This window comes from Methanosarcina sp. (genome assembly GCF_049706645.1).
In the GTDB taxonomy this organism is placed as follows: Archaea; Halobacteriota; Methanosarcinia; order Methanosarcinales; family Methanosarcinaceae; genus Methanosarcina.
Map to the genome: position 1 here is coordinate 68,599 of NZ_JBNAKP010000014.1, position 26,323 is coordinate 94,921.

Below are 26,323 nucleotides of genomic sequence, written 5' to 3' on the forward strand. Positions count from 1 at the left end.
TTATACAGTAGTAAGCTGAACTATTGGGCTGATAGTCCTATCTTTCATCTCTCAAACGTACACCAGAGTTATGAACTTTATCCTATTAATTCTCAATTTTTGAAGGTTGAATGTTTACGTAAGAGATGCAATCCAGAGGCAAATTCTGCTCAGTTAGCTCTTCGCAGTCTTTCTCGCTCTTATTTTTATTGTTTGCATCCCTATCATATACATCGGAATCCGCAACCCCTTCAAAAACAAACCTGGTCTCGAGGGGAACTTCGCCTGCATGAGTCATTATATCCTTTTTCTCTAAATTAACCGTAACCTGGCCCTTTGAGAGCCCTGATTCAGCCATGTAATCGAGCACAAGCTTTCTCCCGAATTCTTCGGCAAACTCTAGAGCTTCGCTCCTGACAACGAAATGCCGCCTTCCTGTCGGGGTGTACACAAATATCCCTTTTGTCCGGAGGTCGTACCTGGACTCGCTATAAAGGGTACGTACTATTATCTCGACGCGTTTCATTCCTTTTCCTGCGAGAGCGCCGGCTGCATTTCCAACCTCTGAATAGTCCGGGACAAGAATTTCGGCATCTATCAGTTCCTTCAGTTCCTTTATATACGCTTTTGAAGGGCCACCGAGCAGGACAACAGGAATATCCACCTTGAAACGGGAGAAAAAGTTTCCCTCAAGCACTTTTTTAATTTCGTTCCTGTCGACTCCCTCCATTAAAAATGCAAGAAGGTCTTTTGCCATATTCCTCGCAAAAAGCCGTTTTACATTTATACAGAACTCATATTTGTCAAAACCTGTGAAATTTGCAAGCAGCACAGCCCCGATTTCCGAAGCTTCGGAATCCCATTCCGTATATTCTCCAAGTACATGTAGAGCGTCGGTAGGGGTAAAACCTATTGCCTGGATAAGCCGCTTCCGAATCAGGGAATCCATTACTCGCCTTGGAGGAAGAATATTCCTGTCCCAATAGATGTCTTTAAGAGAGAGCGGTTCATCTCCTATAAGCGCAAGAAGTTCTCCTTCTTCCCGGCTCAATCTGGCAGGTCTCTGTTCTGTACGGACAAAGAATCTTGCTGCCTGGATATGTTCGTTTAATTTGAGCTTGTCCGGAATCCAGCGCTTTTTCAGGGTGTCCATAAAACCCGGGTAAAGGACTGCTGCCCTGCAAAGCGGAATTACCCGGCGGGGACCTATGTTTATATTGCTGCCCTGAATCCAGACCTGGCTGTCCCCGCCCATTGCTGAGGTCTCCATGCGCAGTGCCCGGACTTTGGTTTGCCAGCCGCCCACAACCGCTCCGGCTTCACTTAGGTGAGGAAGCCCCCTGTAGATCAGGGAAACGTCGGTACTTGTCCCGCCTACATCGATTACACTGCAGGTCTCATGCCCGGATAGAAAGGAAGCCCCAAGAAGGCTTGCTGCAGGGCCTGAAAAGACTGACTCTATGGGTTTTTTCATGGCTTCATGCATGCTTACCACAGAGCCGTCACAGCGCAACATCGCGATTCTGGGGGAAAGCCCTCGCCTTTCGATCTCGTCTGCCACTGTCTTGAGGAAACTTCCGGCTACAGGCAGGAGCTGGGCATTAAGGTAGGCTGTAACTCCCCTTTCATAAGCTCCGAGGGATTGGGCAAGCTCGTGCCCGCAGACAACGGGCAGCCCTGTAAGTTCCTGAATAAGAGTTTTTACGCACAGCTCATGCTCGGGATTTCGTATACTGAAATAGGAAGAAACTGCAAAAGCCGAAACCTTGTCCTTTATTTCAAGCACGAATTTTTCTACTGCCACCAGATCAGGAGCTGTGATTTCACTCCCGTAGCTGTCGTGCCCTCCCTGTACCATGATGCAGTTTTCAAGCCCCGAATCTGAGGGGATGTCGTAATCCCCTATAAGAATAAGCCCTACAGGATACCCTGTTTTTTCGAGGATAGTATTGGTGGCTAGAGTCGTTGAAACCGAAACCGTAGTCACGAATTTCAGCTTTTCCGGGTCAAGCCCGTCAATTGACTCTTTTATTCCCTCAAGAGGATCAGGATAGGTTGTAAGCGCCTTATTTGAACATATAATTATTCCATCCGATTTTCGAATTAAAACCGAATCCGTATAAGTCCCGCCGGCATCAATGCCCAGGCCGTATGCCATTTTTTGATTATATGCCATTTTTATATCTCCATCTATATTTCTCGATATTCTTGCATTACCCTGATTATGCCTTTTGTAATTCCGGTATGTCTTCTATGCCATTTTATAAGGTGCTGATACTCTGATCGCAGGAATCAGGATAGCAATTCCCACTTATCCTGCTCTTTTCAGAATCAAAGATTTGCTAACCTTGAAGACAAACAGTTGCTCAGGAAGATGCATGGAATTCAAGAACAAAGTTGAATTCAGGAATTGCATTATTTGCACTATTGAGGGTAAATATAAATATTCCGGAAGATTTCCGGAAGATTTCCGAAACTCAGGTTTTAGGCATCCCGATCCCTACGAAAACAAGCTTTGTTTCTACGGGTATTGCCCCTGCTTCACTCAAAGCGATATCTTTTTTGCTTGCCTCGATCTGGACCTGCCCTTTATCGAGCCCGGCTTCGGTCATATATTCCATGACAAGTTTTCTTCCCAGGGCGCTGGCATATTCCAGAGCTTCGGCATAGCTTCCAAAGGTTTCCCTGCCCTTGGGGGAAAATAAAAGGACCAGTCTTTTCTTATCTTTTGAGTAAGTGCTTTTGATCAGGATTTCAATCCTTTTTATGCCCTTGCCCACGACGGCTCCGACGGCATTTCCTACCTCGGCATGCTCAGGGACAATAATCTCGGCATCGAGAATCTGCTTCAACTCTTTAATGTATGCGACCACAGGGCCTCCTATCAGAACGACAGGGATTTTCATCCTGAACTGCGTAAACCTGTCAGACAGGAGAATTTTTTCGATTTCCCTGGGAGGCACATCCTTCAGGATGAAAGATACCAGGTTTAGGGCCATATTCCGCGCAACGTCCTTTTTTATCTGTTTGCAGAGCTCAAGATGATCCGTCTGGGTATACCGTTCCAGAAGTTTTGCTCCCATCTTTGAGGCTTCTCCATCCCAGGCTGTGTATTCCCCGAGTACGTGAAGGGCATCGGTTGGGGTGAAACCGATTGCCTGGATCAGGCGTTTTCGCATGAGCGAGTCGAGCAGGCCCGGAGAAAGCGTTTTCTGCGTCTCCCAGAAGATATCGTTAAGCGATGCAGGAAAATCCCCGATCCTGTCAAAGAGTTCCTTTTCAAGCTTTCCAAGGTCTGAAGCTTCAAGGCCTGTCCTTACAAAGAATTTGGTAGGCTGTACATTTTCTTCAAGGTGCATGGCGGCCGGGATTCTCCCTTTTTTCAGGGTTTCGAGAAAACCCGGATATCTGACGGCTGCAACGCAGAGTGGGATAACTCTCCTTGGGCCAATATTTATTTTCATATTCCTGATCCAGATATGGCTGTCTCCTCCCATTGCTGAGGTTTCCATCCGGATAGCTTTAACCTTTGTCTGCCAGCCTCCGACTACAGCTCCTTCCTCACAGAGTTCCGGAAGCCCTTCTTCTAGCATGGAAACGTCCGTACTTGTTCCGCCTACATCAATAACTGCACAGGTTCCAAGCCCTGAAAGGTGGGATGCCCCTACAAGGCTTGCTGCAGGGCCCGAAAAGATGGATTCGATCGGTTTTTCCAGGGCTTCGTTAATGCCCACAACCGAACCGTCACATTTGAGCATTAACAGCCTCGAATCCATTCCTCGCCTGGAGATTTCTTCCCTGATTGAACGGATAAACTGGTTTGCAATAGGAATCAGCTGGGCATTCAAATAGGCTGTAATTCCTCTCTCGTAGGCCCCAAGGTCAAGGGAAAGTTCGTGCCCGCAAACCACAGGCTTTCCCGTAAGCTCTCGGATGCGGGCTTTGACTGCCAGCTCATGGGCAGGGTTTCGCACACTGAAGTATGAAGAGACTGCAAAAGCCGAAACTTTATCCTTAATCTTACTGACGAAAGCTTCCACAGCTTCCATATCAAGAGAAACAAGTTCGGTCCCATGATGGTCGTGTCCTCCTTTTACGATAGTATGAAATTCAACATGCATTCTTTCCGGAATCTCGTAATCTCCTACAAGGATCAATCCTACAGGATAGCCATTCTTCTCAAGGATTGTATTTGTAGCAAGCGTCGTTGAAACTGAAACCATTTTTACGTCTTTTAAATATTTCTCATCCAGCCCGTCTATGGAGTTTCTTATTCCTGCAAGCAGGTCGGGGTAGGTGGTAAGCGCCTTATTCGAATCCATCACTTTGCCATCGGAATCCCGAATGATGATCGAATCGGTGTATGTGCCTCCTGCGTCAATGCCCATGCTGTACTGCATCTAAATGCCTCCTGTTCATTTTTTAGAATTATGGTTCTCTAGGTTTGGGGTTCATGAGACAGCTCATGAGATTAAAATTGCCGGGAATATATTATACTTAAAAATATATAATAGTTGGCGGGTGGTATGTACGGCCCCGAAGAAAAAAAAGAAGTGTGAGAATGGCGAAAAAGACCACGAAGCTTCTTTCCTGACAATCCGGGTTTCAAAAGTTTCCGAATTTAGTATTCAGGCCAGATTTTTGTATTCCAAGCCAGTATTTAAAGCCCGAAATTTATATAAACGATTATATTAAAATTCTCTTTTAAATGCAGGTTCGAAAATGGTACCTTAAAACCTGAAATTTGAAGTTTGATATAAACTTTTTAAAATTAATTGTTAATTGAATGAGTTAACCTGGGGAATTGACTGAGTAAATCCAGAGAATTGACTGAGTAAATCCAGAGAATTGACCGATACAACCTGGGGAGTTGATTAAGTTAATTTGTGGAATTGAAGGTAAACCTGGGTAATCGATTGAATAGCTTTGTAAATTGATTGAGTTGATGATATGATGCTTGCGGAAGTTTTCAACCGGCTAAAAGAGCTTGAGAAAAAATTTAATGAGATTAAGTATCCGCCTGAAGCTGCTTTCTAGCCGTCCTTCTCCTTAAAAATCCGAAAAGCGGAACGTGATAGTTTACTCCACCACCTGCCTGCGTTTGAGCTCGATGAACTTTTCGAAAAGGTAGAGGAATGACATATAAAGTAGCTCTTCACCCTTCAGTCCGTAAAAATCTTAAAAAACTGTATCGGCTTGACAGGCCGGGTTACGATTACGTGAAACGCCGCCTTCGCCTTCTGGCTTACAGGCCGGAAATGGGTTTTCCCCTTGAAGCCGGGTTTGAGGGAAAATGGAGAATTCATATCGGGCCCTTTGTGCTGGTCTACACTTTCGACAATGCCAAAAATGTCCTTACCTTGCTGGTTTTTGAACATTATACGCTGGCATATGATACGCGCACCGCTTATGCGTGAAATCGGCAGAGTTGCAGCTCTCTAGTCCCGCAAACCTTTTTAAAAAAGGTTTTATCGCAAACTTTTTGAAAAAAGTTTGATCAAAAACGACGTGGTCGGCGTGATCAACCGGCGCAACGGTTGCGGCCCAACGCTTGCGCTCAAGAGGATTAGTTATGTCTGATTCATTTTAATTTTCAGTCTGGAGGGGACTAATTATTCAAATGGGATTTTATGGGCGGCGATTTTGAGTTGAAGACCTATTTTTGGCTGGGGTTCTTAAGCTGCTCTGGCTCAGGGAGATTTTTTCTCAAAACTTCATGGAATTTCAAAATTTAGTGATAAGGGAAAGGTTAAGGCAAATCCGGATGTAAAATCAGGAAAGAACCAGGATTGAAATTGAGGAAATCGGGATGAGGAAAAACGATAACATCAAAGCTTGTGGCAGGACCATAAGTTACGAGATCGTTTATAGTAAAAAGAGAAAGAGAGCGGCTATTTTAGTCCGCCCGGACCTGAGAGTTGAGTTTCGGGCGCCTCATGGGCTGAGTACGGATACTATAAGGGAAATGGTTGAAGGGAAGGCGCAATGGATACTCAAAAAACTTGAATTGTTCGAGGCAAACCGGCTGCCTGATCAGAAAAAACGATATTCTGAAGGTGAAAGCTATCTTTATCTGGGTGGGGAATATCCTCTGAGAATAGAATTTGCGGACAACGTTAAAAAACCCCTGGCTTTTTTCAAGGATTCCGAAATTATGGTTGAGGTCCCGGAGAATACTTCTGAAGATCAGGTTCCGTTTCTGGTGAAAGAAGCTGTCTGGAATTTATATAGCCAGCGTGCCGAAGAAGAGGTTGAGGAGATTCTGAAAACTTATTCGAAAATTCTCGGAGTAGTTCCTCCGGTTTTTAAGGTAAAGCATCAGAAAAGGCGCTGGGGAAGCTGTTCTGCAGACAATGTCCTGAGGATAAACTTCCAGCTCATAATGGCCCCACCCAGGCAGCTTGAGTACGTGGTTGTGCACGAACTCTGCCACGTAAAAGAGAAAAATCACTCTGCACGGTTCTGGAAACTGGTTCGGGAACTCATGCCTGATTATCAGGAACACAGGAATAGCCTGAAAAAAGATGGCTGGAAATATATGCTTTGAGCCAGTTAGGCTAATATTAACTTTTAAGAATTATTCACTTTATAAGTATCTAATGACCTGTACGTTTTAAAAATGTTTTACGAATATAGGATATAAATATTTTGAGGGCTTACACGATTTGCAGTATAAAATTTATTGACCTATTAATACATCAAGGTACAGTATACGTTCAGATACCTTCATATTATATACTCAAATGGCGATCATAAATACGGATGTCTGAGAAGGTGCGCTTCAAAACAAATTGAGAGTTTTGACAGATTCTCTGACCTCGTCCTTTTGCAGATGCCCAGTCTTCATACACACCACTTTTTATTTTTTTATTTTTTATTTTCTTTACAACTTCCTTAACGTTTTTTACTTACATTTTTATTGCCTCGTAACCCTGGGTATACTCTCTAAGAATTCCCACTCTGTAGTTTTGAAAGAATTAAGTACTGTTTATTTACTCATTTTGTTTCCAGAAAGAGGTCGTTAGATTAAGGGTCACGTGCCAAAATTAAGACCGCCTATTTTATGGAATTTCGAAAATTTCATAAAATTGAGAAGTGCGAAAATTTATCCAAACATTAAGCTTTAATTATCGAAGATCATATTATTAATTGCAAATAAAATGCAGTTAAATCGTAAAATCGTTTCGAAATGGGGGTATTTTCAATGGACAGTGAATTAGTTTCTTCAAATAGTATAAACTCTGAAAATATTGCTTCGGAGAATTGCATTGTTTCAAGCAACTGCACGCCCGGCGCAGAAAGGCACTCTCCCGGTGAAATCTTTTACCAGCTCTTTTACTCTAGCAGTGAAGAGTCGTCGATTTTCCTTCTGAGCGTACTGCTCATGGCTTCAGGCCTCATCTTATTTATTTATGGTCTTATTAGCGGGCAGCTTTACCAGTTTGTTATGGCGTTTTTCTTCCTGGTTCCGGGACTTGTTCTGGACGACGCAAGACAACAACAGCTGGCCGCAAGGTGAATTCCTGATTCCGATTATATTTCCTTTACTTTACCAATTTTCCCTGTATCTCTGTTTTTTCAAATCGCTATTGTTTTTCCCACTTACTATTACTTTTCCGATTTCACTAAGGACTGTCCGTGGAGTTCCGGGGTGGTCGATTCTAAGATAGTTCTTCGCTCTCCTTATTCTCTTATGCTCTCCTTATTCTCTTATGCTCTCTTTATTCTCTTATGAAAGCAGGTGGAGAAAATAACAAATAGATACGAGACATATTCCGTTATTGAAATGCGAGTTCTTAACGAGGTATGGCTTTATGCGAGCCGAAGAAAGAGACCCAGAGGATTTTTTGATTGACATTCTTAATTCAATCGAAAAAATAGAGAGTTTTATTGAAGGATTTGAATTTGAAGACTTTTCCACAGACGATAAAACCATATACGCCGTAATTCTGGCTCTCGAAATTATTGGGGAAGCAACGAAAGATTTGCCGGATTCTTTAAAAATAAGGCACCCTGAAGTTCCATGGAGAGAAATGTCCGGGTTGCGTGACAAAATGGTCCACGGCGATTTTGGTCTTGATCTTGAAGCCATCTGGAACATAGCAGTGGAGGATGTTTCATCCTTAAAGCCATTAATTGCCAGGATTTTGAGTGAAATGTGATTTATCTTTCCGGTTCTTAACTTCAGTCTCTCTCATTAATCTCTTGAAGTAACACAATATACGGACACCGCCCTTGAAAAAACACATTATATACGAGACGGTAAATCTAAAGACTGTATCGAAAAGGTTGCCGTAAATTTGAAATTTTCATTTGAAAGCATCCACCTCAATATCAGGCTCACTTCGCACCAGTCTATCATTTATACGGTTTGATTATACGTCGCCAAAATGTGATTGAATCTTTAAGTTTATATATAATGAAGTACTCTAGAATATTGGGCATCTGGGAAGGTCATAATAGACCTTTTAACTCTTTTTAATAACCCCCCCCATACCCCCCAACTCCCCAATAACCGGATGCCCAATCCCCATTAACAATAATCCTCAAATATTCTGTTATCGATCCGCAGGGGTACTACTTCAAACTCTTAAATATCAAACTCTTGAATATGAATTTTCTTTTTTGCCCAGCGATATCATTTGCTGTTGCATATGGGTGAGAATACCTTTCGTTTTCTTCGGTATATGATTTCATATAGAACCTGGATTTAATTTGAACCGCTTGCACAGGACAATATTAAGATAGGCGTAACAGAGATAACCTGTGAAATCCCTTTGCCACACAGGTTTCTCATTAATTTCCTTCATTATTTGCCTTTATCTTTCCGGATAAACAGATCTTTTCACATATTCCACAACCTGTATACTTTGAATCCGAATAAAAATAATTTTTTGCACCCTCATATTCGGCAAAAGCCCCTCAAAGGCCAGGACGTTACAGTACGAAATTAACGAAGACAGGGGGATTGGAATCTTTTTCCCGGCTATTTTCCTGGTTTATGGTGATTTTTTGAATTGAATCAAGTCTATTCCGGATTTCAGATTCCAGTTTTGCTATTCCTTCCCCGGTTGCCGGACGCCAGTTTTTAAATTTCGGATTATTACGGCCATGTCTTCGCCAGCGACTGCCAGGTTCATAGTTATATTTCAGTTCCGTAATGTCATCCACAATTGCATACGGATGGAGTAATCCCTATTTAATTGTGGTTCCGAAAGTAAATATTTGTACTTAACTCACTTGATTCTACGTAACCGGAGAAACACTCGACACTCTGCTGCCTGGAGATTTCAAGTCCATTCAGGAGGGCACGTTATATTGATAGTCCAGATCGGGCACGTATATGTATCTGCCGCGCATTCGGCCCGGCCCTATAGTACCCTTGAAAAAGTCTTTAAGGAAGCCGCGGTCAACCTTTATTGATGTAATCGGTGAGACGGGCAAAGGAGATCCTGAAGCACTCGAAATTGTGAGCCACCTGGCTGTGGAAGTGCACGAAGCGGGCGATATTGTACGCGATGCTATAATGCTGCAGGGCATTGAGGTGCCGGCCTGGAGCTCAGGGGTCGAGAGAGTCTACAGCTGAGGCAAAGCCGGGGTACTGGCAATGAACATAGCAATTTGATTCCTGAGAGCTGAAAAGAAGAAGGAAGCTGAAAGAAGAAGAGCCGGCTACATAAAGGAGTTTAACAGGGCTGAGTTCTCCTGTCCTGGCAACTTACCACACTCGGCAAGTCACCGGCGATGAAAGACTATTCCAGATGCTAATGGTTTCTCAGTCAAGCTGCTTAAGCCCTGCACTTTCAACACCCGCAAGCTGGTTTTTATACTTTGCTTGAAACCTATAAATAAGCAAATATATCACTTATTTTTCAAAATATACGGCTTTCGAGGAGCTTTTACGGGTTAAAAACATTATTTCTGGTTGTATATTAGATTAAAAGTTTAAAAAAACTTATTTCTTCAAATGCTCCCTTTAAGCTCTTTCCCACTTAAAACACTTATATTTCAGCTAAGAAAATTCCGTAACCAATGGCCTCCAGGAATACCTAGAAGATACAGTTCTGAGGGTAAATCACTGAGCAATTTGAAAAATAAGCACAATTGCATGTTCTGAAAAAAGTAGGGGGATTTTTATACCTGAAATTTCAGTAACTCGCCTTCAAAAGCCGAAGTTTAAAGTTTGTTATAAACATTAAATACGCAATAGATAGAGATAAATAACTTTAAAAGTTTAAAAATCGTTGTTTTATTAATTAAATCCTTTAAAACCATTATTTCATTAATTAAACCGTTTTAAGCTATTTTTTAGTATAAGTATATTTATATTTAATCTGGCTAATTTTAGCATTGTCAAGCCGCAGGTAGTCGGCAAGACAACCAGGATAAGGTAAAATTAAGCATGTAATTTAAGCAACTGGCAGATAGCTGGAAAGGCAATTTAAAGTGAATAAGAAGTTGAGAATAAAACCGATGGTTTTCAGAAACAAATCTGGAATTTATCGGTATTGATTATCAGTATTAAATAGGGTCTATATCAAAGAGGGTTAAAATAAATTTGGGAGTGGATAAACGTTGAAAATGAAAAAGATACTTGGAATTCTCATGGCAGTCTGTTTTGTGCTGTCAGTTACGGTTGCATCCGTAAGTGCAGCACCCTGGGACGGTGACAAGAATAAACGGGATGACGGCAAGAACAGATTTGACGGCAAGAACAGATTTGACAACGACAAGAAAAAGTTCGACAACGACAGGAAAAAGTGGGACAACAACAGGAAGAAGTGGGATAACGACAGAAAGAAATGGGATAACGACAGGAAAAAGTGGGACAACGACAGGAAGAAGTGGAGCTTTAAGAAACACGGAAACGATTACAAGAAATGGAACATGCTTTATATGAAATGGCTCAAGATGTATATGAAATGGTTCTTCGGTTATAACAAATTTTACGGCGATTATAACAAGCATAACAAATACCACTGAAGTAGATATTGAGGGCTGGATGTAAAAATAAGCCGATGATTAGGCCGTGGATTATTTTGTCATACATCCCTCTGGATTAAAGAAGCAACAGTTTGGATTAAAGAAAAAGAATTTGGGCTATATAAATAGTAAGAATCCATACAGGTAAGGTTCTTACCACTCAGAGAGAATCAGAGAGCGGGAAGGGTCACGAATACCGCCCTTGAGGGACGGCGCTTCTCCTCCAGCTTTTCTTTTTTCCATTTCGGCATTTGATTACTCAACGTCGTGTGAATTTTACCGTTCCTTATCTCTGTTCTTTATCGGTTAAAATCACAATATTCTCACGCCCGTGCTTGGATTTCTTAATCAGTCCTCTCTTTTCCAGTTCTGAAAGCAGGAGGCTGACTTTTACTTCGGAATACTCCAGCCTGCTACGCAGATCCTTTTGTGTAATTCTACCCCTGTGGCCCCGAATTACGTCCAGGATTTCACGCAGATCCGCGGAGAGAGGAGGTTGTTTTAGAGCAGTTTCAATTTGGGAATTATCGGCAGTTTCTATTACTGGCTTTATCACCGGCTCTATTGTGGAGGCCGCTTCTCCGATATTTCCGAATTTCGGCCTCACATCAGAACCAGTGCTTCTACCGAAGGCTTTTGCTAGAAGTCTAGGTGTATTGAACTTTCCTGCCTGAGAGCTGTTTCTTTTCATCTTTTTGTGCTTTCTGGAAAGTCTATAGCTTCCGCCGAGCAAAAAAAGAAAGATAAGGGCTACTGGCAGGTAACTCAAAGTAGATGAATCAGTCCTGGTAAAAGAGTCGGTCCTGGTTTTTTCAGCGGGACTCGCACTATTCGCATTATCCATTCTATCTTCGATTGCTTCTGTTGCGGGATTTTCGGAGGCTGGATAAAGCAGGAGATCGAAGACGTAGTTTCCTTCATCTTCAATCTTCAAAGTCGTCTGTTTTGAATAGATTACGGTCTTGTTTCGGTAATACCTGGCTGTAATAATATAGTCTCCGGGTCCCAGTTCAAAGGAGTACGTACCGTTTTTTGCTACTATTGATTGAGAAGGATTGGAATTGATGCTAATTACCGTATCATTCAGCGGTTCAAGGGTATCCCATGCATATGTTGCCCCATGTATGGTTGCAGTGATATTGCTGTCTGCCAGGAAAGGTACCCCTGAAGTGGGTAAAGCCGATACCCCTAAAACGAGTAAAGCAGCAGTGCAAAGAACGTAGAACCTCAGATTCATCTCCACCAGTAAATCCAGGATTGTAAGTTGACGCTATGGGATCAGCTGCTAAAATTGTGAGCACAAAATCTCTTTATGTTTTTCCGGAAATTGGAGTTCCGAAAATAGGAGATATATTCTTTTTTTTGATTTTATCAATGACTACCCCACGATCCAATATGGGCTTTATTATGACGAACAGGTTCCAAAATTATTCCTCACAGGACCAGGCGATAAACTTAAAGCGGCTCCTTGAGAGCTTTCTTCAAGCTTATAGACACTTTTCCTTTTTTATAGCTCTTCCAATCCCCACTTTATATTGTACGTTTTATTATTGAGCCTATCAAAACCCGTTTTAACCCTAATTATTTAATACTGGCATTTTTTATAATCATAAACCCCCCTATTATTATAAAAAATGCGACCCAGAGAGCCTGACGTCAATTATTAATCGATTTCATTAAATATACCCATTCGTTAACGCTTTTACGTTGAATAATATCAAATCGACCAGGTCTACTGATCACAATTAAGTAAGTGTAAATGGTAAATAAATATTTCGGTTATTATTTATTTATATTTAGATGAACAGTGAGACCGATGCGGCATCCATATAATATTGATTATAAATTATAATAATGTTATAATCCTGCTTATGCAGAATATCTCACATTCATTAAAGTTAATAAGGCAGATGAGGAAGTCTATAGCTTAGAATTATATTTCTGTTCCAGGTATGCAAAGGCAATCAGGAAATCTAAAACAGATACTTTCTCATGAAAGCCCTGAAAAAATTCACAAACAAGATAAATGAAACATGAATTATAACTAAAAAATGAACTTTAAACAAAACCCTCTACTCTGGAGGCTCTGATACCGCTCAGGAATTTAAGATCTTTTTATTTGAGTTTCAGGGCTTTCCGTTCATTATTTTAAACATCTATATCTATTTCCGTTGTAACCATCGAGATATCCCTTCTGGAACCCTCTGTTATAGTTATCTTTGTAGTACTTGGTCCATCTGTTATCATTGAAAGGGAAAGGAATTTTCGAGAGAACTTCTCTGATGCCGTACTTAACGCAGTCTTTCTGGCCCTGTTTTTTGCCACCGTCATAACCTTTACTGTAGCCGTTGTTGTAACCATTCTTGCTATTACTGGCTGCGCTTGCTGATGCAACTGTCACTGACAGTACAAAACAAAGCACCAGCAAAACAGCGAAAGCCTTTTTTATTCTATAAAATTTTTTATTTATCATAAATCATACTCCTGACTTATTTAATTGAATGAAAAGAATGATTTACACACACGATTTACACATTCGTGAAGCGTGAAAAGATTCTATTCTAAAATCTTTGATTTTGGGTTTTATAGTAGGGGATTCAACTTTTAAGCTCACCAGTTAGATCTCCATCCAGGTGAGATCTTCATGTGCCTCATGTGCCTGCAATTTCGACTTGACCTTTGGCCTTTGTGGAAATTGCTTAACGATTTTGCCGGCTACCCATCAATCGATTGTTTTAATATTAGCTGATCTAATATTAGCCGGATTAAATATAAATATACTTATAATAAAAGTGGCTTAGAACAGTTAAATTAGTAAAATAAGTATTTCTAAAATTTTAATTTGGAATTAGACTATAAATAGCCTGTTAAACACCTTTAGAGCTCTTAAAAAGCCCTATTTCCTCGTACTTATGCACAAGAATGGTTTTTTGCAGGCTCACGTGGTTGAAAAATAAGTTTCCAGTTGAAAAATGACTACCTAAACAGATGAACATCGGTCTTAAATATAGTTATCAAACTTCTGTGGAGATACCGTAAACGAGTGATATCGCGTCTTCTTCTATTCCTTTACTGCAATTTTCATTTTCATTAGAATTTCAACTTCTTTTTCCATCCTTTCTTGATCCAATTCCCATCAACACATAAAGTTCCGTCAAAAAATATTTTGATCTACATATTGATTAAAAACTCTTGATTAGAAATTTCGGCCTTCTGCTTTTTTTTATTTACACGATAATATAAAAAGGCCAACGAACTCTCTCACATATATCAGTCAAGCCTTTTGTTTATGAATACAAGTAAACGACTGATTTTAAAATCTAGCTAAATATCGCAAATGCGGCTTTTTTCAGATATGATCAAGATTCACACTTACTACCCAGAATGTGAGTATTTAAGTGTCCTAAAGTAAAAGTATCAACTTATTATTGATGGATCATCGAATTCGATTAAAGATATTATATATTAGTTCTTTATACTGTAACTACACTTATTTTCACAAGCGTGGCTTCAACCTCATCCTCAAGTACACATACTAAAGGGCATTATGGCGATTCAGGTCAGGCATGAAAGGATACGATAACATGGTCGAAAAAAAAGCTACAGGCAAAGAGGAAACAGAAAAATCAAAAGAGGAGCAGCTGCATACTACAAAAGAAACCCCCATAAGTAATCCTCCTGCTCTGGATGCAGACTCAAACAAATCTTCAAAAGAGGATTTTCCCATCGTGGGCATCGGTGCATCGGCTGGCGGGCTGGCCGCGTTTGAAGCCTTCTTTTCAGCTATTCCTGACGATACCGCCCCAGGCATGGCCTTTGTTCTGGTGCAGCACCTGGACCCACACCACAAGAGCATGCTTTCAGAACTGGTCGGGCGACATACACAGATGCCGGTTTATGAGGTCAAGGACGGGATGGTTGTCCAGCCTAACTGCGTCTACGTCATCCCACCGAATTATGACCTGGTTCTTGAGTATGGAACGCTGCAGTTGCAGGAACCGGCCGAGCCGCACGGCCATCGCCTGCCGATTAATTTGTTCTTCCGCTCCCTGGCTCAGAGTAAGCAAGAACTTGCCATCGGCATCGTACTATCGGGTACGGGCGAAGACGGCACACTGGGGGTGCGGGCGATCAAGGCCGAAGGCGGCATGGTGATGGCACAAAGGCCCGAATCCAGCGAGTACGACGGCATGCCGCGCAGTGCTATTGATACAGGTCTGGTAGATTATATTCTGTCGCCGGCCGAAATGTCGGCCCAGCTCATTGCCTATGTCACTAAAGCATTTGGAAAAAGGCCTCATGTGGCGCCCCAGGCTGAAGACTCAATGAAAAAGATATTCAACCTTCTGCGCATCCAGACCGGCCACGACTTTTCCCATTACAAGCAAAACACCATCAGTCGCCGCATCGAGCGGCGTATGGCTATAAAAAATATCAAGAGTGTGAGCGAATATGTGCGTTATTTAGAGCAATTGCCTGCCGAAGTGGAAGCGCTCTTTCATGACCTCTTAATCGGAGTCACCAGTTTCTTTCGCAATCCCTCTGCGTTCGATACACTTCAGGAGAAAGTAATCTCACAGCTCTTTACCGGCAAGCAGCCAGACTCAGTGATAAGGGTCTGGGTGCCCGGCTGTTCTACAGGCGAGGAGGCTTATTCCATCGCTATTCTTCTCCAAGAGCAGATGGAAATGTTGAAGAACGTTTTCAATATACAAATCTTCGCAACCGATATTGACAAACGAGCCATCGAATCAGCTCGCAGCGGTGTTTATCCTTCCACCATCTCTATCGATATCTCACCAGAAAGGCTGGAGCGTTTCTTTATCAAGGATTCAGGCGGCAACTACCGCATCCAAAAAAGTATCCGTGATATGATAGTTTTCTCCGAGCAGGACGTTATCAAAGACCCTCCTTTCTCCAAGCTTGACCTTATCAGTTGTCGCAACATGCTGATCTATATGGACGGGAAACTGCAGAAGAAACTCATCCCACTCTTCCACTACGCGTTGAACTCGGGCGGATTTCTTTTCCTAGGTCCCTCCGAGACCGTAGGCGAGTATGAGAACCTTTTTGACACGCTGGATCGCAAGTCGAAGCTGTATCGCAAAAAGGATGTTAATGGACGACCTCTTATCGGGACATTTATCCCTCCTCAACTGGAAATCAGGAAGACAAAGAGACCTTCCGGTAAGGCTCCTGTCGAGAGCAAAACTCAACTGCGCGAGCTGACCGAACAGACTATGCTGCAATATTACGCTCCGGTCGGTGTGCTCATCAACGAAAGCGGCGACATTCTCTATATTCATGGCCGTACAGGCATGTACCTGGAACCGGCTCCAGGTGAGGCTGGTCTGAATATCTTGAAGATGGCCCGCGAAGGATTAAAGCAGGAGTTGACCACGGCACTGTACAAAGCAGCGACACAGAAGAAGCCGATAATCCACCACGGGCTGAGGGTCAAAACCAATGGTGACTTTACCAAAATCAATATGGCGTTACGGCCTATAGCGGCAGGCCCTGATGAAGCCGCAGGGCAAAACCTGTTCTTAGTTACCTTTGAGGAGCCGCCTGAGTGGGAAAGGAGCCAAACCGGGGCCACCGCAGGAGATGCCGGGAAAGGCACCATTGAGAGCCCAATGGAAGGTGGCGCGCGCATCTTAGAGCTGGAGCAGGAATTGCAGATTAAGGAAGAACGTCTCAAAGCTTACAATGAAGAACTGGAAACCTCTAATGAAGAACTCAAATCCTCCAACGAAGAGATGCAGTCAATCAACGAGGAGCTTCAATCCACCAATGAGGAGCTGGAGACCTCCAAAGAGGAACTGCAGTCAGTCAATGAGGAATTGACTACGGTCAATACTGAACTGCAAAACAGGGTAACCGATCTGTCGCAGGCCATTAACGATATGAACAACCTGCTGGCCGGCACCGGTATAGGCACTATCTTTGTAGACCATCAACTGCGCATCCTGCGCTTCACTCCTCAAGTCACAAAGGTGATCAATCTGATCCCGACCGATGTGGGACGGCCGGTTGGGCATATCGTCTCGAACCTGCTGGGTTATGACCACCTGGTAGAAGACATAAAGGAGGTGCTTGACACTCTGACGCCCAAAGATATTGAAGTCCAGAGCCAGAAGAAAGCGTGGTACCTGCTGCGCATCCGACCCTATCGCACCCTTGAAAACGTTATCAAGGGAGCTGTGATTACCTTTACTGATATTACCGAGATGAAGCGGGCGAGGAAGATTTTGAAGGAATCCGAGGCCATACGCCGCCTGGCAGCGGTAGTGCACGATGCGAGCGATGCTATAACTTTGCAGGATTTGGAGGGCCATATCCTGGCATGGAATCCGAGGGCTGAAAGTATGTACGGCTGGAGTGAAGCTGAGGCAATAAAGATGAATATTGGCAGCCTGGTCCCGGGGGGCCGGAAAGAAGAAGAATTGGCCACGCTAAAGAAACTTAGCCGCGCTGAAGTCATAGGACCTTACCGTACCCAGCGACTCACCAAGGACGGTCGAATTATGGAGGTGTGGCTGACTGCCACCTCACTGGTGAATGAAGCCAATGTGATATATGCCATATCGACCATTGAGAGGGAGATCAAATCAGAAAACATGAAAAGGGAAGGTAATGACTAAAAAGAGACCTGTTCTGGCACCGGAATTTGACCTTCACCGCTGGTGAAGAAAATATCACGGATAAAAATCACTCCGGTACTGGAATATCTGGAACCTGTGTCGTTGAAAATAATGAGACAGATACTCCATGAGCTATGGGTGTATCAAATTAAGTTAAGATTTAATGAGTAAGTTTTGGAAACCCATTTTCTTAATCTTGGTTATTGATTCTGCTTTTCAGTTTTGCATGAGTTGACAATTAATCGTTTTTGACAACTCCGAATCAATACCAATAGACTGATTTTGAGTACACAGAATAGTTACTTCACTTGTATTCTTTTAATATGCGAAACATCAAAAAATGTTATTTTTTATGCTAAACGTTTAGCATTTAAGTTGGAAAGCTACTACATATTGTATTCAAAGTTGCGTAGAAAAATCAGTAAACGATGGCAAATGATAGTTACTTATACTAATTTTAAGAATATGGTATTATCTTAAACCAGAAAAATATCCATAGGTGACTATAATTAATTGAAATAATTGAGCTGATTCCAAAATCCACTTTCATTCTTAATCATCAAGATTTTTTAGGATTGTTTTCATGATCCAAAACTCAATTGATCACCAAAATACGAGATTCAAGAAAACAATTTTAATTTTTTACGTTATATGATATTAATATAATATAGTATAACATCGTACAATACAATATAATTTAACTGTCATATTAAAGTAAATATACGAATACACTTTTAAACATGAACTAAATTCATCTTGTTAATTTCATGAAGTGTCGATTTTTGTTGTGAGAATTATGCATACAAAACAGAATTAATGGGGTAAGTCACAAACCAAACCTGGAAAAATGAGTACTCCGCTGGTATGGTAAAAAGTAGAGTGATTCTTATGCATATGGTTTTCAGTAACTGAATTCTAATACTCAAAATATAAAAGAAACAAAATTATGAAGCGTGGAATGCAGGGCCACGTACTATGTGACAACGAAATTTTTGCTTTTGCAGCCTTAAAGTAGGAGGGGTGTTGAATGAATGAAAAACTGAGAAAGTCTGGTATTAATATGATTGGGGATATACCATGGGGAACGCACTTCTGCCAATTCTATCAAACACCAGAAGATTTGATGGACATAATTATCCCCTATTTCAAGGCCGGGCTGGAAAACAACGAATTTTGCATATGGATTACATCAAAACCCCTGGAAGTAGAAGAGACAAAAGGAGCCCTGAGAAGGGCTATTCCTGATTTTGATACTTATCTGGAGAATGGGCAAATAGAATTAATTCCTTACACGCACTGGTATTTTAAGGAGAATAATTTCGATTCCGAGAGAGTTTTAAATGGCCTGGTTGAAAAATTCAATAAAGCTCTGGCAAATGGCTATGACGGTATGAGGTTAACAGAGTGCACTTTCTGGGTGAAAAATAAAAATTGGAACGTTTTCGCTAATTATGAGGAAGAAATAGACAGGATAATCGAAAACTACCGGATAATAGCTCTATGCGCCTATTCTCTCGACAACTGCAGCTCAGTTGGAATCATTGATGTGATCGCAAATCATCGATTTGCTTTGATCAAAAGGGAAGGGAAATGGGAACAGATAGAAAGTTCCAAGCGTAAAATGGCAGAAGAAAACAGACTGTATTTAGCAAGTATCGTGGAATATTCAAACGATGCCATTATTACCAAATCCCTTGATGGCACCATTACTAGCTGGAATAAAGGTGCAGAGCAAATTTATGGTTATTCAGCTCGAGAAGTTCTGGGAGAGCCAATATCCATCCTGGAGCCATCCATATTGGTTGAAGAAACAGAAGAACTGGCTGAACTGGTTAAACAGGGAGATAAAATCCACAATTACGAGACTTTACGGTTAAGAAAGGATGGTACGAGAATAAATGTATCACTAACTCTTTCTCCTGTTTATGATGCATCCGGAGAGCTGACCGCTATCTCAATTATTGCCAGAGATATAACCAAAAGTAAAAAAGCAGAAAACGAACTTCGAAAAAGCGAGGAAAGATACAGGATTGTCACAGAGAGGACAGGACAAGTAGTATATGACTATGATTCAAGAACAGATAAGGGTAGCTGGGCAGGTGCCATAGAAGAAGTTACGGGATATAGTTTTGAAGAATTAAAGAAGTTTGGCAAAGACTTCTGGATCAAGAATATCCATCGCGCAGATATTAATCATCTGGACGAAAAATCCCAGGATGTGAGAATGACTGAAGGCAGATTTAAGGAAGAATTAAGGTTGAGAAAAAAAGACGGAACCTGCATTTATATAGAAAACTCCGGGGTCTGCCTTACGGATCATGAGGGTCAGCCTTATGGGGCTATAGGAGTACTGAAAGATATTACAAGTGCCAAAATTGCAGAAATTCACCTTAAGGAAAGTGAGAGGAAATACCCTCTTTCATACAGAATTTTCATGGGATTGCTTTCCAGGCAGATGAAAACTTTGTTCCGGTATTTCTGCATGGTGCTGTTGAAGAGATCACCGGGTATAACGAAGAGGATTTTATGTTCCGGATTAAATGGAAAGACATAATCCATCCGGATGACCTGACTTTCATTCTCAAAGAAGAGGAAAAGATTCGAAATTCTCCATTTGCCGGTTATGGAGACATTGAATTTCGTATAAAGCACAGGAATGGAAGGATCCGATGTGTTAATGAAATTATCCAGAAAATTCAGGGAGAGAATGGAAAGGCGGAATTCTATCAGGGTACGATTTATGATGTGACCGATAGAAAAGAGACCGAAAAGTTTCTTGCGAATATAGATACTGCCCGCAAAAAGGAAATTCATCACCGCATTAAGAATAACCTTCAAGTAATTTCCTCTCTGCTGGATCTACAGGCTGAAAAGTTCAACAACAGAAAATGTATTGAGGATTCAGAAATCCTTGAAGCCTTCAGGGAGAGTCAGGACAGAGTGATATCCATGGCTCTTATCCATGAGGAATTATACAAAAGCGGAGGGCTTGATACACTGAACTTTTCGTCATATGTTGAAGAACTCGGTGAGAGCCTTTTCAGGACATACAGACTTGGAAATGTCGACACGAGATTGAATCTGGACCTGGAAGAAAATATATTCTTTAACATGGATACTGCAGTTCCATTAGGCATAATAGTCAACGAGCTTGTTTCAAACTCTCTTAAATACGCATTTGCCGGCAGAGATAATGGTACAATTAGAATAAAACTTTGTAGAGAAAAGTCCCAAAAAAATAAAGACAATAAAGCAGGAAATAATAATGAAGGTTTAAAGGGCATAAATTTTATTTTGAAAGTTTCAGATAATGGGATAGGTGTTCCTGAAAGTTTTGATCTGGAAAATCCTGGCAGTCTTGGTATGCAACTTGTAACCACCCTTGTAGATCAGCTAGAAGGAGAACTTGAACTGAACAGAGGCAATGGGACGGAATTCACTATAAGGTTTACAGCAGCGTAAAAGAAGTAAGGTAATAACCGAAGTAAGGATAATAACCGTTTCAAGAGTCGTTCCAGCATAATATTCTTAACTTCCAGGCTTTTGCCACTTTTTTTACGGCGATTTTTGGAATTGGGTCTTTCTTTAACAAAAATCAGTAGAAGGAAGAAACTAAAGGAAGGAGGAAACTAAAGAAAGAGTTAAGGGAAAAGGCTGAAGGAAGCAACAGACGAAAAAGCTTGGAAAGCCTTCTAATCAGGCCCTTCTAATTTTGAATTCAGGCGTCAGGCCTTTCCAGCTTTTCCAGTATATCCGCCTGCTCTTTATGCTGCTTTTGAGCTTGCTCCCTAAGTTGCTTTTCGGATGACGGAAGCCTGAAAGCCTCAATATCCCAGTTTGCCCTTTTTGCTCCTGCCTGATACACGCTCTCAAGAAAATCCAGAATCGCTTTTTCCGGCGAATCGGCTGCGTTCCGGACATCTTCATATCTTAGAAGCGCAAGCCCGGCCTGATGGCTCCAGAAAGCTTCTTTCGGGCTTAACGGCTCATTCATGAAACCCGCAGGCTGTGGGTACATGTACGCATAAAAAGCCGGTTCCCTTATGCTCTGGTCTCCTGCCCAGAACCCGAAGCTGATCATTTCATGCGAGGAAGCTTCAAGTTCTACAGGGTTTGCCCCTTCCCTGACAGGCACAGGCCTGCCTGAAAACAGCGTGAGGGCCAGGTCGGCGTGGTGCCAGAAAAAGTGTACAGGCGAGCTTTTTCCCATAAACCAGCCCCTGAAAACCTGAAAGACGGAAGAGACCTGCACAAGGATTCTCCAGAACCGGTTTACATATTCTTCATCATAAGACGCATGCTGGTAATCGGACGGAAAAGGTTCGGTACTCACCCAGGGTATATCATACGGCACCGGCCTGATGCCCGCCACGATCCCTAACTCGCCCAGGCTTGAAAATACCTTGTCATAGAAACCGGCAACAGACAACCCCTTTAAAGGTACGGTTTTCGAGTCCCCTTCGCTTGTCTCAATTCCTAAAACATGCTCTTCATCCCGGAAATTAAATTCTATCTCGAAAGTCATGTCCTCGTAAGGAATAGGCCCTGTAGTGAGCCCGCGCACGGAAACATAAAACGGGACATGCCACCAGTGATTCATTTTCGGAAACAGTGCAAGCCTGACCTTCCCCTCGATTTGCAGGAACAGGTGCAGCGTATTCTTCGTATCTTCCCATTCTTCAAGCGGCAAAGGCGGAAACTGAACGTCCCTCGTAAAGCTAGTACTTACCATGATTACCCCCTCCAGAAAACTCCCAGATCATTAAATCAAAGACAATATCAATAACGGTACCAATGACAATATCCAAATCAATGCAGTGTCGATGACAGTAAAATCTACTGATAATCGTTATCCGATTTATATGATTTTTGTCAGAATTATATGGTTTATCAGGATTACAGAATTATATGGTTTATCAGGGTTACAGAATTATATGGCTTATCAGGATTGTCAGAATTATATGATGTTATCAGGATTTATATGAGTTATAGTATAAACCGTAAATCCCTTTCAATTTATAAGTTTAAAATATTTCCCGCCCGAGTAAAAAATTTAATTTTATTTAACTTATTTTCCGCATGTATCTTAATAAAATAAGGTGATGAAGTAAAGATATGGAAATGTACCTCGTTCAAAACCACAGGTTGTAAATTATAAAGATGTCATTAGGAGAGAGGGAATGGACAAAAAGTTAAAAAAGTTATTGTCACTGTTTTTGCTGGTGGGATTTGCGGGATCTGCATTTGCAGGTTGCTTATCAGCGCCATCAAATAATCCCGACAGCTACATTACGGATACATCAAACATTAAAAACAAGTTCACTGATATTGCTTATGCTACAAAATCCGAGACACAAAAACTTGATATCTATCTGCCAGACGAAGGAAAAGGTCCTTTCCCAGTAGTTATAGCAATTCACAGCGGTGGGTTTTTTGCGGGCAGCAAAAATGACAAAGACCTTACAATTATGCTTAAGGGCCTGGACCGCGGTTATGCAGTAGTAGCTGTTGACTACCGTTTAAGCGATGAGGCTACGTTCCCGGCAGCAATAAACGATGTAAAAGCAGCTATCCGCTTTATTAAAATCAATGCCGCCCAGTATAACCTGAATCCTGATAAGATTGCCCTGTGGGGCGCTTCAGCCGGCGGAAACCTTGCTTCTCTTGCAGGTACGACAGGCGGTACGAACAATTGCTATGATACGGCTCTAGGCAATGCAAACGTTTCGGATAACGTTACAGCAGTCGTTGACTGGTTCGGGCCTGCAAATTTCTCTGTTATGGACGAACAGAACAGGGAAAGCGGTATTAACAAAAAAGTAGAGAGTGTCCAGGTCCACAGTACAGACGACTCTTTCGGATCAAAATATTTCGGACAAAATATTTTAAAGGTCCCGGACCTGTGCAAACAGGCCGATCCTGCAACCTATATAACCTCAGATTGCCCGCCCTTCCTGATCCAGCACGGCACGTTAGACCCTGTTGTTCCAGCTCAGCAATCCGTTGATCTTGCAAATGCAATCGCAGAAAAAGCAGGCGAGGACAAAGTAACCCTTATCCTGTTTGAAAGAGCAGGTCACGGCGGAAGAAAATTCGAAAATGCCAGAAACATGGATAGAGTGTTCGCATTTCTGGATAAACATATGAAGAACTGAAGTAGCATTCCTACAACTAATAGGAAAAAACTGAGAACAGGGAACGGATTGAGCCCTGATACTGTAATTCCTTCATTCTACTTTTAAGTGCTCCACGTATTCTATTACCGACCCGTCGGGATGCCTTACTGTCATGTTCCTGCCGGTCGGGACCTTATCCGGCCCCCTGAGAATTTCTGCGCCCTTTTCTTCCAGATAAGCCCCGAATTCATCGAGAGAATCGGCAAGAAAGGTAGCCTGCGTGCTTCTGAAAGGTTTCAGAACTTCATCCGGGCCGGCGATGAGCAAAATAGATCCTATTTGAGCCAGTTCCAGGTCGATTTGCGGAATTTCAAAGCGCATGGCTGCGGGTGTGCCTAAGAGTTCTTCGTAGAATGCGAGGGCTGAGTTAAGATCGTTTATATAGAGACGGGAGAGTGTTTGAAGGACTTTCATGTTATTGCTCCAAATTGTAAGAGGAGTATGATGATATACTTTATACGCAGTGATTATTACATCTATTTTATTAAATTAAACTTCCAGTTACTGAGCTTACAATTTTAGATATTTTTCGAGTTCTTTAAGATTCTTTTCTATTAATCCTAGAGTTAATTCAAGAGGCTGTGGAGATTGCATCTCAATCTCTACTTCGCTACCCTTTAAACTTTTAAGGCATGGATAAATTAAGAAAAAAAAGAGCAATAAAATTAAGAGTGCGTACTGTGTTGTATTGCTCGTCCAGTTAACAAACGAAAACAAAGATAAAAAAGGAAGGAATAAAAATAACAAAAAAGAATTAAGGTCTTCATAAATTGATGGAAAGGGTAATAAGATCTTTGACGTATAGTTATATAAAAATAAAACAAGTAAATATGAAGGCTCTGGTAACAATAACCCAAAGATTGCAGATAAAAGAAGTGAAAAAGTAACTCTTCTTCTTAAGCGATGAAGAGGTGAATCTAGCCACCATTTACATACTGGCGTATTTATTTTGTAATCCCAAAGGTAATCAGTTAACTGTTTAGCATAGTTAGTTATTTCCGGTTCAGAATTTAACTTTATACAGTTAATGAATTTATCCTTTGCTGAAACATAATCATTGAGTTTATAATAACAACAACCCAGAAAATAGTTTATATTCGCTTCTATCCTCCTATTGTTGTATTTAAGGAGGGCATTAGTTGTGTTTGCCAGCATTCCAATTGAAATGCTTGAGCCACGTTTAAAATTATAAGGAAAGTATCGAATTTTGCTAAAAATCCCTTCAACTGTCTCCACTCCTTTTTTAGTTGAAAATAAGTGTTCAGTTTCATTATTTGAAGAGCTAAGAACGTTTACTTTTTCGAGTTCTCTTGTACATGAAAGAATTATATTCTGATATTTTTTATCAGTAGGGCCAAAATTAATTTCGGCTTTAAGATATTTTGCATAAACCTCCCATAACAGAATTAATGGATCTCCAGGATTCTGTGAGATTGCTTCTTTAAAATAATATATAGCATTATCATAATTCAGTTTTTCAAATTCGATTTTACCTTTTAGGAATAATGTAGAACAGTTGTTTGGTTCCTTAATAAAAGCGTCATCTGATACAGAATTAGCTCCTTTTAAATTGCCAATTTCCAAATAAAGCATTGTCAAACTGTTATATGAAGGAATAAAGCTAGGATCATAATAGATAGAGCTTTTAAATGATTTCATAGCTTTGTCAAATTGATTAAAGCCCATGAGAATTAAACCTTTACCATTCCAAGGAAAGCCTTGTTTAGGATTTAAATAGATGGATTTTTCAAAAGCTTCCATAGCTTCGCGATATCTATTCAAATTCGCAAGAGCGATGCCTTTACCGTTCCATGCAAAAATGGCTTCTATGTCTGTTGGATTTTTTTTAAATAGTGTAGTATCATAGGCTTTAATAGCCTCATTGTATTTTTCGAGGCTTAGATAAATAAGACCTTTGCCATTCCAAGAGAAGGCATTTTCTGGATTAATACTAATGGATTTTTCGAAAGCCTTTAAAGCTTCTTCATATCTTCCTAGATTACGAAGTACAAGCCCCTTGCCATTCCACGAATAAGAAGCTTCTATATCAATACTAGATTCTGAATAAATATCAATTGAGATCTCAAAAGCCTTTAAAGCTTCCTCATATCTTTCTAGAGTGCGAAGTATGTATCCTTTAAGATTCCACGCTTTAGCCGACTTAGGGTTAACGTCAATAGCTTTATCAAGTGCTATGATAGCTTCATCATATCTTTTTAAACCCCGCAGTGCAAGGCCTTTACCAATCAATGCAGGAACATAGTTAGGACATATTTCTAGAGCGCTCTCATAACTTATTAAAGCCTCATCATGTTTTCTCTTATCTCGTAAATCCTTACCTGTCTTAATCAGCTCTTTAATATCCATAAAGGTCTCCTTTTGTGTAAGGACTAGCAAATCGTCGTAATTGGGCAGCTCATATATAATTAAAATCACAGTCTAATATAAAAACTTATTTAAATTAAATAAAAAGTTTAAAAACACAAATATAAATTTATATGCTATCAAATCGACCATAACGCTTGAATAAGTGAAAAAGCC

The 26,323-nt window shown here is 41.2% G+C and carries 18 protein-coding genes; 10 read left to right on the forward strand and 8 right to left on the reverse strand.

All coding sequences use genetic code 11. From position 1 onward, the window contains the following. Window positions 1–85: 85 nt before the first annotated feature. Both ACPK8D_RS05440 and ACPK8D_RS05445 read right to left on the reverse strand, forming a co-directional pair. The gene (locus ACPK8D_RS05440; protein WP_424716910.1) at window positions 86–2,137 is read right to left on the reverse strand and encodes a hydantoinase/oxoprolinase N-terminal domain-containing protein; all 2,052 of its coding nucleotides are present in this window, start codon (window positions 2,135–2,137) and stop codon (window positions 86–88) included. Between the two features lie 319 nt (window positions 2,138–2,456). After that, a complete protein-coding gene (locus ACPK8D_RS05445; protein WP_424716833.1) occupies window positions 2,457–4,379 on the reverse strand; it encodes a hydantoinase/oxoprolinase N-terminal domain-containing protein in 1,923 nt (640 codons plus the stop codon). Window positions 4,380–5,114: 735 nt separating this feature from the next. Here ACPK8D_RS05445 and ACPK8D_RS05450 point away from each other — a divergent pair. From ACPK8D_RS05450 to ACPK8D_RS05465, 4 genes are all read left to right on the forward strand, one after another. Beyond that, window positions 5,115–5,396 carry a type II toxin-antitoxin system RelE family toxin gene (locus ACPK8D_RS05450; protein WP_424716834.1) on the forward strand — a complete coding sequence of 94 codons (282 nt, stop codon included), beginning with the start codon at window positions 5,115–5,117 and terminating at the stop codon, window positions 5,394–5,396. 392 nt (window positions 5,397–5,788) lie between these two features. Further along, window positions 5,789–6,526, forward strand: coding sequence for a M48 family metallopeptidase (locus ACPK8D_RS05455; protein WP_424716835.1), 738 nt, complete (start codon window positions 5,789–5,791; stop codon window positions 6,524–6,526). 657 nt (window positions 6,527–7,183) lie between these two features. Further along, a complete protein-coding gene (locus ACPK8D_RS05460; protein ID WP_424716836.1) occupies window positions 7,184–7,498 on the forward strand; it encodes a hypothetical protein in 315 nt (104 codons plus the stop codon). 295 nt (window positions 7,499–7,793) lie between these two features. Further along, window positions 7,794–8,141, forward strand: coding sequence for a DUF86 domain-containing protein (locus ACPK8D_RS05465; protein WP_424716837.1), 348 nt, complete (start codon window positions 7,794–7,796; stop codon window positions 8,139–8,141). 775 nt (window positions 8,142–8,916) lie between these two features. On the opposite strand, the gene ACPK8D_RS05470 is transcribed toward ACPK8D_RS05465, so the two are convergent. Next, entirely contained in the window at window positions 8,917–9,150 is a 234-nt protein-coding gene (locus ACPK8D_RS05470) for a hypothetical protein (RefSeq protein WP_424716838.1), read from the reverse strand. Window positions 9,151–9,322: 172 nt separating this feature from the next. Here ACPK8D_RS05470 and ACPK8D_RS05475 point away from each other — a divergent pair, with 172 nt between their 5' ends. Continuing rightward, a complete protein-coding gene (locus ACPK8D_RS05475) occupies window positions 9,323–9,565 on the forward strand; it encodes a hypothetical protein (protein ID WP_424716839.1) in 243 nt (80 codons plus the stop codon). A 995-nt stretch (window positions 9,566–10,560) separates the two neighbouring features. Then, on the forward strand, window positions 10,561–10,962 hold the full coding sequence (locus ACPK8D_RS05480) for a hypothetical protein (protein ID WP_424716840.1): 402 nt from the start codon (window positions 10,561–10,563) through the stop codon (window positions 10,960–10,962). A 286-nt stretch (window positions 10,963–11,248) separates the two neighbouring features. Here ACPK8D_RS05480 and ACPK8D_RS05485 read toward each other — a convergent pair whose 3' ends face one another. Next, window positions 11,249–12,199 (reverse strand): helix-turn-helix transcriptional regulator, encoded by a 951-nt coding sequence (locus tag ACPK8D_RS05485; protein WP_424716841.1) that lies wholly within the window; start codon window positions 12,197–12,199, stop codon window positions 11,249–11,251. 906 nt (window positions 12,200–13,105) lie between these two features. Beyond that, window positions 13,106–13,435 carry a hypothetical protein gene (locus ACPK8D_RS05490; RefSeq protein ID WP_424716842.1) on the reverse strand — a complete coding sequence of 110 codons (330 nt, stop codon included), beginning with the start codon at window positions 13,433–13,435 and terminating at the stop codon, window positions 13,106–13,108. A 1,093-nt stretch (window positions 13,436–14,528) separates the two neighbouring features. Between ACPK8D_RS05490 and ACPK8D_RS05495 the strand changes: the two genes are divergently transcribed. From ACPK8D_RS05495 to ACPK8D_RS05505, 3 genes are all read left to right on the forward strand, one after another. Beyond that, the gene (locus ACPK8D_RS05495) at window positions 14,529–17,606 is read left to right on the forward strand and encodes a chemotaxis protein CheB (RefSeq protein ID WP_424716843.1); all 3,078 of its coding nucleotides are present in this window, start codon (window positions 14,529–14,531) and stop codon (window positions 17,604–17,606) included. A gap of 1,027 nt (window positions 17,607–18,633) precedes the next feature. Beyond that, window positions 18,634–20,160, forward strand: a complete 1,527-nt coding sequence (locus ACPK8D_RS05500) for an MEDS domain-containing protein (RefSeq protein WP_424716844.1) — start codon at window positions 18,634–18,636, stop codon at window positions 20,158–20,160. Continuing rightward, on the forward strand, window positions 20,106–21,068 hold the full coding sequence (locus ACPK8D_RS05505; RefSeq protein WP_424716911.1) for a sensor histidine kinase: 963 nt from the start codon (window positions 20,106–20,108) through the stop codon (window positions 21,066–21,068). The genes ACPK8D_RS05500 and ACPK8D_RS05505 overlap by 55 nt, the downstream gene beginning before the upstream one ends. 256 nt (window positions 21,069–21,324) lie before the next feature. On the opposite strand, the gene ACPK8D_RS05510 is transcribed toward ACPK8D_RS05505, so the two are convergent. Further along, the gene (locus tag ACPK8D_RS05510) at window positions 21,325–22,338 is read right to left on the reverse strand and encodes a DUF5996 family protein (protein ID WP_424716845.1); all 1,014 of its coding nucleotides are present in this window, start codon (window positions 22,336–22,338) and stop codon (window positions 21,325–21,327) included. Window positions 22,339–22,786: 448 nt separating this feature from the next. On the opposite strand from ACPK8D_RS05510, the gene ACPK8D_RS05515 reads away from it, so the two are divergent. Continuing rightward, complete coding sequence (locus ACPK8D_RS05515; protein WP_424716847.1) at window positions 22,787–23,761, forward strand: alpha/beta hydrolase fold domain-containing protein; 975 nt, start codon at window positions 22,787–22,789, stop codon at window positions 23,759–23,761. Between the two features lie 72 nt (window positions 23,762–23,833). On the opposite strand, the gene ACPK8D_RS05520 is transcribed toward ACPK8D_RS05515, so the two are convergent. Together ACPK8D_RS05520 and ACPK8D_RS05525 are read right to left on the reverse strand one after the other, a co-directional pair. Further along, window positions 23,834–24,196, reverse strand: a complete 363-nt coding sequence (locus ACPK8D_RS05520) for a VOC family protein (protein ID WP_424716848.1) — start codon at window positions 24,194–24,196, stop codon at window positions 23,834–23,836. Window positions 24,197–24,292: 96 nt separating this feature from the next. Beyond that, entirely contained in the window at window positions 24,293–26,149 is a 1,857-nt protein-coding gene (locus ACPK8D_RS05525; protein ID WP_424716849.1) for a tetratricopeptide repeat protein, read from the reverse strand. Window positions 26,150–26,323 lie beyond the last annotated feature (174 nt).

What these genes read in the sequence shown, in the direction of transcription:
- ACPK8D_RS05465 (WP_424716837.1), top strand. Translation starts at nt 7,794, where the DNA reads ATGCGAGCCGAAGAAAGAGACCCAGAGGATTTTTTGATTGACATTCTT.
- ACPK8D_RS05485 (WP_424716841.1), bottom strand. Translation starts at nt 12,199, where the DNA reads ATGAATCTGAGGTTCTACGTTCTTTGCACTGCTGCTTTACTCGTTTTA.
- ACPK8D_RS05440 (WP_424716910.1), bottom strand. Translation starts at nt 2,137, where the DNA reads ATGGCATACGGCCTGGGCATTGATGCCGGCGGGACTTATACGGATTCG.
- ACPK8D_RS05525 (WP_424716849.1), bottom strand. Translation starts at nt 26,149, where the DNA reads ATGGATATTAAAGAGCTGATTAAGACAGGTAAGGATTTACGAGATAAG.
- ACPK8D_RS05480 (WP_424716840.1), top strand. Translation starts at nt 10,561, where the DNA reads ATGAAAAAGATACTTGGAATTCTCATGGCAGTCTGTTTTGTGCTGTCA.
- ACPK8D_RS05495 (WP_424716843.1), top strand. Translation starts at nt 14,529, where the DNA reads ATGAAAGGATACGATAACATGGTCGAAAAAAAAGCTACAGGCAAAGAG.
- ACPK8D_RS05510 (WP_424716845.1), bottom strand. Translation starts at nt 22,338, where the DNA reads ATGGTAAGTACTAGCTTTACGAGGGACGTTCAGTTTCCGCCTTTGCCG.
- ACPK8D_RS05450 (WP_424716834.1), top strand. Translation starts at nt 5,115, where the DNA reads ATGACATATAAAGTAGCTCTTCACCCTTCAGTCCGTAAAAATCTTAAA.
- ACPK8D_RS05515 (WP_424716847.1), top strand. Translation starts at nt 22,787, where the DNA reads ATGGACAAAAAGTTAAAAAAGTTATTGTCACTGTTTTTGCTGGTGGGA.
- ACPK8D_RS05475 (WP_424716839.1), top strand. Translation starts at nt 9,323, where the DNA reads ATGTATCTGCCGCGCATTCGGCCCGGCCCTATAGTACCCTTGAAAAAG.
- ACPK8D_RS05520 (WP_424716848.1), bottom strand. Translation starts at nt 24,196, where the DNA reads ATGAAAGTCCTTCAAACACTCTCCCGTCTCTATATAAACGATCTTAAC.
- ACPK8D_RS05460 (WP_424716836.1), top strand. Translation starts at nt 7,184, where the DNA reads ATGGACAGTGAATTAGTTTCTTCAAATAGTATAAACTCTGAAAATATT.
- ACPK8D_RS05490 (WP_424716842.1), bottom strand. Translation starts at nt 13,435, where the DNA reads ATGATAAATAAAAAATTTTATAGAATAAAAAAGGCTTTCGCTGTTTTG.
- ACPK8D_RS05445 (WP_424716833.1), bottom strand. Translation starts at nt 4,379, where the DNA reads ATGCAGTACAGCATGGGCATTGACGCAGGAGGCACATACACCGATTCG.
- ACPK8D_RS05455 (WP_424716835.1), top strand. Translation starts at nt 5,789, where the DNA reads ATGAGGAAAAACGATAACATCAAAGCTTGTGGCAGGACCATAAGTTAC.
- ACPK8D_RS05500 (WP_424716844.1), top strand. Translation starts at nt 18,634, where the DNA reads ATGAATGAAAAACTGAGAAAGTCTGGTATTAATATGATTGGGGATATA.